Origin of the sequence: Sulfurimonas sp. RIFOXYD2_FULL_34_21 (assembly GCF_001830805.1) — a bacterium.
Taxonomy (GTDB): domain Bacteria; phylum Campylobacterota; class Campylobacteria; order Campylobacterales; family Sulfurimonadaceae; genus Sulfurimonas.
Window position 1 is genome coordinate 207,383 of record NZ_MICH01000006.1, and the last position, 11,896, is coordinate 219,278.

The 11,896-nt window shown below is 31.4% G+C and carries 8 protein-coding genes; 6 read left to right on the forward strand and 2 right to left on the reverse strand.

The genetic code is table 11. The features are described from left to right. Positions 1 to 30 precede the first annotated feature (30 nt). Positions 31 to 2,328, forward strand: a complete 2,298-nt coding sequence (locus A2530_RS04630) for a PAS domain S-box protein (protein WP_294886073.1) — start codon at positions 31 to 33, stop codon at positions 2,326 to 2,328. A gap of 107 nt (positions 2,329 to 2,435) precedes the next feature. Beyond that, on the forward strand, positions 2,436 to 4,268 hold the full coding sequence (locus tag A2530_RS04635) for a sensor domain-containing diguanylate cyclase (RefSeq protein WP_294886075.1): 1,833 nt from the start codon (positions 2,436 to 2,438) through the stop codon (positions 4,266 to 4,268). Here the strand turns inward: A2530_RS04635 and A2530_RS04640 are convergent. Further along, complete coding sequence (locus tag A2530_RS04640) at positions 4,265 to 4,681, reverse strand: hypothetical protein (protein ID WP_294886077.1); 417 nt, start codon at positions 4,679 to 4,681, stop codon at positions 4,265 to 4,267. The two genes, A2530_RS04635 and A2530_RS04640, sit on opposite strands and share 4 nt — an antisense overlap. Positions 4,682 to 4,784: 103 nt before the next feature. Here A2530_RS04640 and trpB point away from each other — a divergent pair, with 103 nt between their 5' ends. The 4 genes from trpB (at position 4,785) to A2530_RS04660 (ending at position 9,630) form a co-directional block, all read left to right on the forward strand. After that, on the forward strand, positions 4,785 to 5,990 hold the full coding sequence (trpB, locus tag A2530_RS04645; RefSeq protein WP_294886078.1) for a tryptophan synthase subunit beta: 1,206 nt from the start codon (positions 4,785 to 4,787) through the stop codon (positions 5,988 to 5,990). A 200-nt stretch (positions 5,991 to 6,190) separates the two neighbouring features. After that, positions 6,191 to 7,861 (forward strand): DnaJ domain-containing protein, encoded by a 1,671-nt coding sequence (locus A2530_RS04650; RefSeq protein ID WP_294886080.1) that lies wholly within the window; start codon positions 6,191 to 6,193, stop codon positions 7,859 to 7,861. Next, on the forward strand, positions 7,854 to 8,624 hold the full coding sequence (locus A2530_RS04655) for a hypothetical protein (protein ID WP_294886082.1): 771 nt from the start codon (positions 7,854 to 7,856) through the stop codon (positions 8,622 to 8,624). Before A2530_RS04650 ends, A2530_RS04655 begins: the two co-directional genes overlap by 8 nt. Then, positions 8,617 to 9,630, forward strand: a complete 1,014-nt coding sequence (locus A2530_RS04660) for a virulence RhuM family protein (protein WP_294886084.1) — start codon at positions 8,617 to 8,619, stop codon at positions 9,628 to 9,630. Before A2530_RS04655 ends, A2530_RS04660 begins: the two co-directional genes overlap by 8 nt. 52 nt (positions 9,631 to 9,682) lie before the next feature. On the opposite strand, the gene A2530_RS04665 is transcribed toward A2530_RS04660, so the two are convergent. Beyond that, entirely contained in the window at positions 9,683 to 11,779 is a 2,097-nt protein-coding gene (locus A2530_RS04665; RefSeq protein WP_294886086.1) for an ATP-dependent helicase, read from the reverse strand. Positions 11,780 to 11,896: the final 117 nt, after the last annotated feature.

Genomic DNA, 11,896 nt, shown 5'->3' on the forward strand with positions numbered 1-11,896 from the left:
TCTATAAGCAGAATAACATATGAATATAATGTGAAACAAAATTTAGCAGAAACAAAACAGCAGATAACTCAAGCAAATCTTATCTCAAATATTGTGCATTGCATGCAGATAGAAAGAGGTCTGAGTACGGGATTTGTCGCTAATAATAAAAATAGAAACAGTGCACTTACTTCTGCCAGGAAAGATTTAGACAAGGCTATAAAAGATAATAATTATCTGCAAAATAGCAAAGGCTTAAATCTTATAAACAGCATTAATAAAACAAGAGAATCAATTGATAAATATGAACTCTCAGCATTTGAAGTGAGAACATATTACACGCAACAAATAATAACTCTTCTTGATTTTATCAAAATGTTACCAACAATTATGGAATACAAGGAAGACAGAAATTATATACAAGCTTATAGTTACCTATCATCGGCTAAGGAACAACTAGGACAGATAAGAGCAATTTTGTATGAAGTATTTGTTACTAAAACTCTCTCACAAGAAAATTTTATACAAATTAAAGAGTCTTTAAATATTTATAATGCAGCTATAAATAGATTTAAAAAAACATTGAATAAACACATTGAATTTCTAGATTTTTATAACAATAGTCTAAAAAATAAAGTTGTAGAAGATACTTTTAATGTTATATCTTTTACTTTAGAAAACAATAGCAATAAAGAATTTAATATTAATCCTATACATTGGTTTGATATAGCGACAAACAGTATAAATATATTTAAAAATATAGAACAGAGACTCTTTTCAAATTTAAACGACTCTATCAATAAAAAGATAGATGCGGCAAATAAAAGAATCAGTTTTATTCTCTTTGCTCTACTACTTTTGTTTGGATTTCTTATTTATTTTATGCATACAACTATCAATAAGATTTTATCCTCTGCTCACATGTTTAACGAAGAGTTTGAAAACTCGCTTCTACTGCTAGAACAGTATAAAGCAACCGTTGATGAGAGCTTTATCGTCTCAAAAACAGATGCGAAAGGAGTTATACGCTACGCAAATGATGCATTTTGTAAAATCAGCGGCTATACGAAAGAAGAACTTATAGGCAAAGCGCATAATATTATTCGCCACCCGGATATGCCAAAAGAGGCTTTTTATGATATGTGGCATACAATCAAAGACCTTAAGAAACCTTGGGTTGGAGATGTGAAAAATTGCTCTAAAAATGGTACTACTTACTGGATGAAAGTTTTTATAAACCCTATAATTGATAAGAACGGTGATGTGCTTGAGTATATTGCTATTAGAACAGATATAACCGATTTACAAGAAGAAAAAGAGCGTATTAGAAATACCCTTGGAATCACTACTGCAGATTTTGCGGAAGCACGTCATTTGGCAAAAGAATATGAGCATGCAATTGATGAGACATGGAGCGTCATTAGAACCGATACAAATAATATTATCACTCATATTAATGAAACATTTGCAAAACTTAGCGGATATGTAAAAGAGGAACTAGTAGGTAAAAACTGTATTGAACTTAGACAAAAAAAGCATTCAGACAAAAAAGATTGTGAAAATATACAAAACAAGTTAGCTTCTAAAGAGATAGTTCATATACAGTTTGAAAATCTAACTAAGGATAAAAAACCATATTATTTAGATACAACTATTGTTCCCATACTTGATGATAAAGGAAATGTAATAGAGTATTTCCATCTTATGAGCGATATTACCGAACTGATGTTGATGCATCTTGAAATAGAAAAAACTCAACAAGAGATAATATACCGTATGGGAGAGATAAGTGAATCTCGAAGTAAAGAGACGGGAAATCATATCAATCGCGTTGCAAACTATTCAAGATTGCTTGCTATTAAAGCAGGATTTGATGAAAAAGAAGCAAATATGATAGCAAAAGCTTCCCCCATGCATGATATTGGAAAAGTAGCTATTCCTGATGCTATATTATTAAAGCCCGGTCCTTTAAATGAAAAAGAATGGGAAATAATGCAATCTCATTGCGATATAGGATATAAAGTACTAAGTGGCTCACAGAGACCTCTTTTAAATGCTGCAGCGATTATTGCGAAAGAACATCATGAAAAATATGACGGAAACGGTTACCCAAATAATAAAGCAGGAGAAGATATACATGTATATGCACGAATTGTCGCTATAGCAGATGTCTTTGATGCTCTTGGAAGTGATAGAGTTTATAAAAAAGCTTGGGAATTTAAAAAAATATTAGACTTCATTAAAGAGCAAAAAGGCAAACATTTTGATCCTATACTCGTAGAACTTTTTTTGGAAAATGTTGACGATTTTTTAGAAATTCGAGATAAATATAGGGATGTTCTAGAATAACTACTCTAATTTTCTAAGAAATAATTATTTAAGTTAATTTTCAATACACTCTTTTCAAAACTCAAACAATTTATATAAACTATAAGAAAAGTTGATTGGAAAAATTTATGTCAGATATATATAAGCTTAAAAGATTAAATTTTATTATACTTGGCTTAATCGTAATTCTTTTTTTAATTGGAATAACAAAACTGCTCCAAGTAAATTTTAGCAGTGAACATTATACAAAACTAATAAATATCGCTGGAAAACAAAGAGCACTTTCCCAAAAAGTTATTTTTGAAGTAAAGAATCACCACTGTTCACAAAATCAAGATGCATACGAAAAATTAAGAATAGTCGCAAAAGAGTATTTTGACAACAACAAAGAACTTATAAATTTTATTAGAATTTATAAGCTTGACCTTGAATCTAATATATCTCAAAATGCGAATATAAAAGAGTTTATAAAAAATATTAATTCTTATATACAAAATTTTAATGAAAAATCGTATCAAGATATAATAAATAATAGAGACGATATTTTTAATGAATTGAACAATTTTGTAGAAAATTGCGAATCTGTATATCATGAAAAATATTTAAACTCTCTAAAAATAATAAGTCTTATAGGATTCGTAACTACGTTGCTTATTGTAGTTTATTATATATCTATTTTTAAAAAATCACTAAATTATCTAAATAAATACTTAAGGTTAATTAACCTAGAAAAAGACAATATAAAAAATATTTTCAACTCTTTAGAGTCCATAATATTTGAAAAAAACAAAGACGGAACATACCTTTTTACAAACAACGCATTTTATAAAATGTTTCAAGAAAACATAGTAGGTAAAAAAGATACTCAGATATTTGATGAAAAAACAACTGTAAAACTTGCAAATGATGATTTGATTGTAATAAACGAGCAAAAGCCGACAAGCAGAGAGATAGAACTACATGTAGATGGTAAAAAAAGAATCTTTTCAATAAAAAAATTTCCACTGATAGATGAAAACGGGGATATTAAAATTTGCGGTATCGCTCTTGATATAACAAAAGAAAAAGAGTTTCAGTATAAAAAAGATGAGTTAAACGAGATGGTTGATAATCATATAATCGTTTCATACACCGACCGTAAAGGAATTATTACCGATATCAGCAAAGCATTTTGCCGTTTATGCGGTTATGAAAAATATGAACTGGTAGGGCAAGACCATAATATTCTCGGTGCGCACGAGCAGGAAGCTTTACTTAAAGAGCTATGGGAGTGTATAGAAAGAAATAATATTTGGCACGGTGAATTTGAAAACAGAAAAAAAGACGGTACTATCTTTTACATTGAAAGCTCTATCATGCCTCACTATAGTTTTGAGAAAAAAAAGCTGGGCTATATGATGCTTGCAAAAGATATAACCGACAAAAAATTAATAGAAAAATTAAGCATTACAGATTCTCTAACAGATTTATATAACAGACGGTTTTTTGATGAAGTTTTTGAGAAAAAGGTCTCCATTGGCATAAGAGAAAAAGGCAAAGTATGTCTATTTATGTGTGATATAGACAACTTTAAAAGCTATAACGACACTTATGGACATCAGATGGGAGATATGGTTTTAAAAGAGATATCAAAAAGTCTAAAGGGACACTTTTGCAGGGCAGGCGATTTTGTTTGCAGAATAGGAGGAGAAGAGTTTGCGGTAATACTTACGATTTTAGGGAGTGAACAACTTGATACTTTTGCAAATCAAATTATTAAAAAGGTAGAAGCACTCTCTATAGAACATATAGGTAATGAGCCTTTTAATGTTGTTACGATATCCGCTAGCATCGTAGTTGTAGATTTTGACAAAACAACTAAAATATTTAGTGTCGATGATATTTACAAGATGGCTGATGATAAACTTTACTACTCAAAACGAAACGGAAAAAACATACTCTCTTCTCTTCATATTCCCTAAAAACTAATCTCTAAGTCACTAATCATACTATTTATCAAAGGTGTAAAAAGATTCTCTTTTACATCTCCTTTGAAATCTCTATAACTTGAATGTACTTTTGAATTTTTATAAAACAGAGTAATTGAAACTAGCCCGTCGTAACTGTAATCAGAGGAAGTTTTTGAGAGCGGATTTGTACATGTCTTTTTATAATCTCGATATTCAACTCTTAAGATGTAGTCTGATTTTTCAATTTTAAAACCTTTTTTTATAAGAAAATTTTTTGAAGCTTTAAGTGAAAACTCATCACTTGCTATAATCTCTATATTTCTAATTTTTGCACCGATTTGACTTTTGTCATGTACTTGATTATAAATTTTTCCATCACATGCAGCAAAGAAAAATAAGAGAATTATAAGGAAGATTTTTTTCATACTATAGTCTTTGCGGTTTTTTTTATGATTTTAACAAAATGTATCACAATTACAAGAGTTTTTATCTCTTAGTCGCTACAATTTAGCAAAAAAGGATATTTGCATGAAAAAACCATATCTGGAATCTATGCCTGATGAGAAAGGCTTTTTTGGAAAGTTTGGAGGGGCTTTTATCCCACCTCAGCTTGAAGAGCCTTTTAGAGAAATAAACGAAGCTTATGACAAGCTCTCAAAATCGTTCGACTTTATAGATGAACTTAAAAAAATTAGAAAACATTATCAAGGAAGACCGACACCTATAACTTACTGTAAGAACTTGTCCAACTTTATCGGAGGCGGACAAATTTATCTTAAACGTGAAGACCTAAACCACACGGGTGCACATAAACTAAACCACTGTATGGCTGAAGGACTTTTAGCAAAACAGTTGGGCAAAAAGAAACTAATAGCAGAAACGGGTGCAGGTCAGCACGGTGTGGCACTTGCAACAGCCGCGGCATATTTTGGGCTGGAGTGTGAAATCCACATGGGAGAAGTTGATATTGCCAAAGAGCATCCAAATGTCGTAAGAATGCAAATACTAGGTGCTAAAGTAGTTCCTGCTACTCACGGACTCAAAACTCTAAAAGAAGCAGTTGACAGCGCATTTGAAGCGTACCTTGCAGATACGGACAATCAGCTTTTTGCAATAGGCTCGGTAGTAGGTCCGCACCCTTTTCCAAAGATGGTGAGGGATTTTCAAAGCGTAGTGGGCATCGAAGCTAAAGAGCAGTTTTTAGAGATGACGGGCAAACTTCCTGATATGATAACGGCATGTGTTGGCGGCGGAAGTAACGCTATGGGAATTTTCAGCGCGTTTATCGAAGATAGCGTAAAACTTTATGCGGTCGAGCCGGCAGGTAAAGGCTGTGAGCTGGGTGAGCATAGTGCAAGTCTGACTTACGGAAGCGAGGGAGTTATGCACGGGTTTAACTCTATCATGCTAAAAGACAAAGACGGTAACCCTGCACCTGTTCACTCAATTGGAAGCGGAATTGATTACCCTTCAGTCGGTCCCGAACATGCTTACTTAAACAGTATAGGAAGAACAAATATAGGACTTTGCAGTGATGATGAAGCTGTTGATGCTTTTTACAAACTCTCTCAACATGAAGGAATCATCCCTGCCCTTGAATCTGCTCATGCGGTAGCATTTGCCATGAAGTACGCAAAAGAGAATCCAAAAGAGTCCATTTTAGTAAATCTAAGCGGCAGAGGCGATAAAGATATAGACTATGTAATTGAGCACTATCCTATACCTAAAAAATAAATTTATCTCATTTAAATTAACATTTTTTGTGTTCGTTTATTTAGTAAATATCAAGCTGTTTGATATATAATGTTTGTTGAATAAAGAGTTATCCGCTCGCTACGCGACCGGATAACGGGGGCGCGGGCTTAATACCCGTTATGTATCCAGATTAACTTTTGATACACTAGCAAACAAAGTAAAATTGGGGTAATTCCATAATGATTAATTCAGAATATTATTTATTATTAGAGATAAATACGAATGCAACCCAAGATGAAATAAAAAAAGCATATCGTAAAAAAGCTCATGAATTACATCCTGATAAAAATAAAGATTTTGATACAACTGAACAATTTCAAAAATTAAATAAAGCCTATGAGACATTAAGCAATATAAACGTTGATGAAGAAATTAAAAAAACAACTCATGATAGAGGCTATTATCAAGATTTTGGTTTTGGATTCATCATAAAACACTATGATAAGAGAGAAGTTGATATTGAAAATTACAAAATAAATATTGAAAATTTATCTTGTAATTGTTCCGACTGGAACTATAATAGAAAACACTATAATAAAAATGATATTAGAAGATTATGCCGACACATCATTGCATCATTTGATGTTTTAGAAGTTTATCCAAAATATGATTTTGAATATGAAGATTATTGTGTAAAAGATATAAAAGTACCTGATAGTTTAAAAATATTTAAAGATAAAATAATTTCATGCAGAGATAGCCGAGATGGTGTTGATTTATATTGGTTTAATGAACTTATCATTTTAAATTCTTTTATTATTTATATTTCAAAACATAAAAAAGGTGTACACATTTTTTCAAAAAAATATCATAAATTGATGTTCATTAGATTAGATTGTGAAGATATATCTAGAATTAATATTGATATTGAATCTAATTTTTATTCAAGCTATACAAGTTATTATGGGGAGTACAATAATAATCTTGCAATAATTCATAAAAATAAATCATCTAAATATTTTTTTAATGATGAACTAAAAACTTTTTTTGAAGATAAATATTATGAATGCACCGATTTTTTGGCATTATTTGATATGAAAAAATATTGTAGTGAACTTGATGATGAACAATTAAAAATTAATAAGACATGGGAAGACGGTTACTTACTTGCTAACCAATTCGAATATTCTCTTCCATTTTTCATGAATAAAAATATTACTCATTTATCCAATAATACAATTCTTGGAAGAGCTGTAGAATTGAAAAATGCAGAAAAGAAAACTAATGTATTTTTATTGTATCAACAATATCAAAAGTATTTAAAATTACAAGATGAAAGTTTAAAACAGTATGGCACCACGCAAGAATTATTAAAATTAAGCAAAACTGATATTGATACGCGTAAATTCAATGCAACCTTAAAAGAAATTAATTTTATAACAAAAGTAAATCATATAAATCGTAACAATTGGATTGTTAAAGGTGCTGGACTAGAATTTGGGATGAATTATATTAATAATGCATCACTTATGCACATTAAAATCCCAGATTGGTATAAAATTTCATATTATGATTATGAAACTTTATCATTGAAATATGAATATAGATATGGTTTGTTAAAAATGACAGATATTTTATGGAAAAAAAGTAAATTTAATGATTTATTAGAAATAATAAAAAAATATTTATTGACACCTAAAATAAAAGAAAAAAACATTGAAAGAAGCACAAAAAAAGAAAGAGTAGTAAACTTTGAGCGTGAAGCTTGGCTTAAAGATGTTAAATGTCCATTTTGTCAAGGAAAAAATATTCATAAAAAAGATATAAGACAAAGAAAAGGCTATCAAGTACAAAGGTATCAATGTAGAGATTGCGTTAAAATATTTCAAGAAAAAACAAAAGATGAATAAATTAGCAAAAACACATTTAAATAATGCTCTAGAGCAACTTAAAATCAATTCAATATCTACGGATAAATATGCTTGTTTAGAACTAAGACAATGTTTAGAAGCATTAACATATCAAAAAATAAAAGCATATAAAGATAGAATTTCTGATTCTATAACCTCACAATGGCGACCTGCACAAGTAATGACTATGCTAGAAGAGCTTGAACCTTGTTCGACAATTAATAAAAATATTGATATAAAATTTACAATGGATAATCATGAATTACATAAAAAGATTATTCAAAATGAGATTACATCAAGTTTTATAAAAAATTGCTATCATAAATTAGGTTCATATTTACATGTTCCCATTAAAGAAATAAACAATAAATCAGACTTACATACTTATCTTGTAAAACTTACAGAAGAAATAAAACCATATTTAGATAATGAAGTTTATTCGACTATGGCTAAAGTAAACAAATTTAAATGTAGCGAAAAAGGATGTAACCAAGAGTTTATAAGAAATGCGGATAGCATAAAAGTTGGAGATATTATTAGCTGTTTTAATCCTAATTGTAAAGCAGAATATATCATAAAAGAAAAAAAAGAAAATGAATATATGACTAAACTTCATGAAGCAATTATTGAATGTAATTGTGGAAATGAAATGCATGTTGCTAGTTATAAATTGAAAAATGATAAATATTTATATACATGTAAAGAATGTCAATCTAAATATGTGATAACAAAAGCCTATAAAATGGAAATAGACAATGAATAGAAACCTAACAATAAGAAACTCAACAGCAGAATTTTTAATTTTCACTACTACCAGTGGGCAAGATACTATAGAAGTAAGAGTTGAAGATGAAACAGTATGGCTTACTCAAAAACTTATAGCAAAACTTTTTGATGTACATGTAGCAACCATAAATGAACACCTAAAAAATATATTTAAAACCCATGAATTAGAGGAGAGTTCAGTTATTAGGAAATTCCTAATAACTGCCAGTGACGGTAAAAACTACAATACAAAACACTACAATTTAGAAGTCATCATTTCACTTGGATATAGAATAAACTCAAACAAAGCCACAGAATTTAGAAGATGGGCAACTGAGGTTTTAAAAACATTTGCAACGCGTGGTTATGTACTAGATAATGAAAGATTAAAAAACGGTAGCTATTTAAATCCTCAGTACTATAAAGATTTAATATTAGAAATAAGAGACATAAGAGAGAGTGAGCGAAACTTTTATCAACAAATAACAGATATATATGCAACTGCTATGGATTATGACTTCCAAGCTCCAACAACACAAGAATTTTTTGCAACGGTACAAAATAAACTGCATTGGGCTATTCACGGACATACAGCTTCTGAACTTATAGTTGGGAGAGCAAACCACAAAAAAAAGTTTATGGGGCTTACAAACTGGAAAAAAGCACCAAATGGGAAAATCTTAAAATCAGATGTAACCGTAGCTAAAAATTATCTATCTCAAGATGAAATAAAATCACTTGATAGAATAGTAACCATGTACCTTGATTATGCAGAAGACCAAGCTGAGAGAAATATTCCAATGACGATGAAAGATTGGAGTCAAAAGTTAAATGCTTTTTTACAATTTAATGAACGAGATATTTTACAAAACGCAGGAAAAGTTACAGCCGTAATTGCAAAAGAGTTTGCAATAAGTGAATTTGAAAAATACAAAGTAATTCAAGATAAATCATATAAGAGTGACTTTGATAGATTGCTAGGTGAGATAGATATTCAAGGGTGATACACACAACAAAACTCAGCATCGAACAAGATGGAGTTCTATCCGTAAAGAATCAACCATTAGTTGCAGAAGAATCATCTTTGCCTTCTTCTTTTAAAACCATTGCCCTAAAAGCCTCATCCTTTGGAACAAGTCCCGCTTCATATAAGAACTGAGAAGGCAGGAAGTTTAGTTTTTTGATTTTGTCGTACTTTGCATAACTAAGATAGAGTATATCTTTTGCTCTTGTGACCGCCACGTAAAATAGTCTTCGCTCTTCATCTAGTGAGCCGCCGCGCTGCATAAGTTTTCTGTTTGGAAATCGTCCGTCCATCAAATCAACTATATAAACTTCCTTGTACTCCAAACCTTTTGAAGCATGAACACTAAGCAGGTTTACGCCCTCGCCTTGAGTCAAATCAGAAGAACCTAAAACCATAGCATTTAAAAACCTGTCATGTTCGCTGTATGGTTTTGAGAGTTCCTCTAAAAGAACCATTTTTCTTGCTATTTTAGAAAGTGAGTCGGCTTTTTGTTTCTCATCTATCGTGCCGTCTTTTAAAGTTGCTCTTTTACTTGCCAATACATCCGACATGTACTTATAAACAGCAGATTTTGCAATCTTCTCAACTATAACTCTAGGCTGTTTTACACCCTTTAAATCACGAAACAGAAGATAAAAATCATGCAAAAAAGCGGCACTGTCTTTTGTAAGTTTTGGATGTTTCAAGATAGAATTTTTCATAAACTTATCTTCAAAACCGAGTTTGGCAAACTTGCCCACACTTCCAAGCTCTAAAAAATCATCAAAAAGTCCTAACTGCTGGTTTAGTTTTCTCTTCTCAAAGGGATTATTTATAGACTCATCAGGCGCATAAAGCCCATAAAACATACTTCCGTGACCGAGTGTTTTAAGAGCTATATATAGCTCTTTTGCCATTGCGCTACCGATTCCTCTGGCAAACTCAAAAAGATGTATAAATGCCATCATATCCGACTCGTTTACGAGCAGTGTATAAAAATCTAAAACGGCTTTTACCTCGCGTGAATCAAAAAAGCTTGTTCCGCCTTTTCTTTTACATGTAATGCCGAGTTCACGAAGTCCTACCTCTATGCCGTCAGCAGAGGAGTTGTTTCTAAAGATTACGGCTATATCATCTCTTTGCGTTTGCGAATTACTTATCTTAAAAGCTATATCATGATACTGGTCAAAAAGCTCATCATAAGCAAGCAAAACAGGAGGCTTTGAGTCGTGTCCTCTAGTTACTTCAAGCTTTTTTGGATAGATTCTCTCGTTATGCTCTATAACTTTTGAAGCAAGTGAAAGTATAGGAACGGTTGAGCGGTAGTTTTTTGTAAGAGTATGCACTTTCGCACTCGGAAACTTTGTAGAAAATGAGCCGATTATGGAAATATCCGCACCGTTAAAAGCATATATACTCTGGTCATAATCTCCGACACAAAAAAGCGATGGAGGATTCATAGCATCTATGAGCGTGCCTTGAAGTGCGTTTGTGTCTTGATACTCATCGACAAGCACTTCCTTGTAACCCAAATCTTTACTTTTGCACATCTCTCTAAAATTTAAAAGCAAATCGTTAAAATTTACAAAACCGTACTCTTTTTTTAAACTCTCAAACTCATCAACTATATCTGCATAAATCATCGCAAAGAGTTCGTGTTCAGGGTATTTATTTTTTACCCAATCTTCAAAATTATTATGCATCTCGGTATTTTGATAAAAAGAGTAAACATCATAAAGATAGTTTCCGCCATAAGGGGTTATCTCAGCGCCGATATGAGAGAATGAACGCTTTTCAAAAACACTTCTAAAGAGAGTTTTTAACTCTCGCTGCTGTTTTAGTACAACTTTTTTATCATGTTTTTTGAGCCATCTGTAACTAACCGCATGGAAAGTTCCGGCATCTATCTTTGAAGCTATATCTTTGCCGAAAAAGTCTGCGACTCTTTGCACCATCTCTGCGGCGGCTTTGTTTGTGAAGGTAAGAAGCAAAATTTCCTGCGGATGTACGCCAGAAGAGAGTAGATATCCGATACGCCCGACTATTGTCGAGGTTTTACCGGTTCCTGCCGAGGCAATTATTAGATTTTCTTTACATGTAGAAGTCGCTGCGGCATATTGTTCTTCATTTAGACGCGAAAGTGGCAAATCAACTCCTGTAAAAATTTTGAGAATGAGATTATACTATTATAAGCTTCACTCTATTTTATCTCGTATTTTCACTTACAATAAATATAATTAAAACTAATACTATTTTTAAATTTA

Excerpts from the sequence above, each read along its gene's own strand:
- A2530_RS04635 (WP_294886075.1), top strand. The coding sequence starts at position 2,436 with ATGTCAGATATATATAAGCTTAAAAGATTAAATTTTATTATACTTGGC.
- A2530_RS04640 (WP_294886077.1), bottom strand. The coding sequence starts at position 4,681 with ATGAAAAAAATCTTCCTTATAATTCTCTTATTTTTCTTTGCTGCATGT.
- trpB (WP_294886078.1), top strand. The coding sequence starts at position 4,785 with ATGAAAAAACCATATCTGGAATCTATGCCTGATGAGAAAGGCTTTTTT.
- A2530_RS04650 (WP_294886080.1), top strand. The coding sequence starts at position 6,191 with ATGATTAATTCAGAATATTATTTATTATTAGAGATAAATACGAATGCA.
- A2530_RS04655 (WP_294886082.1), top strand. The coding sequence starts at position 7,854 with ATGAATAAATTAGCAAAAACACATTTAAATAATGCTCTAGAGCAACTT.
- A2530_RS04660 (WP_294886084.1), top strand. The coding sequence starts at position 8,617 with ATGAATAGAAACCTAACAATAAGAAACTCAACAGCAGAATTTTTAATT.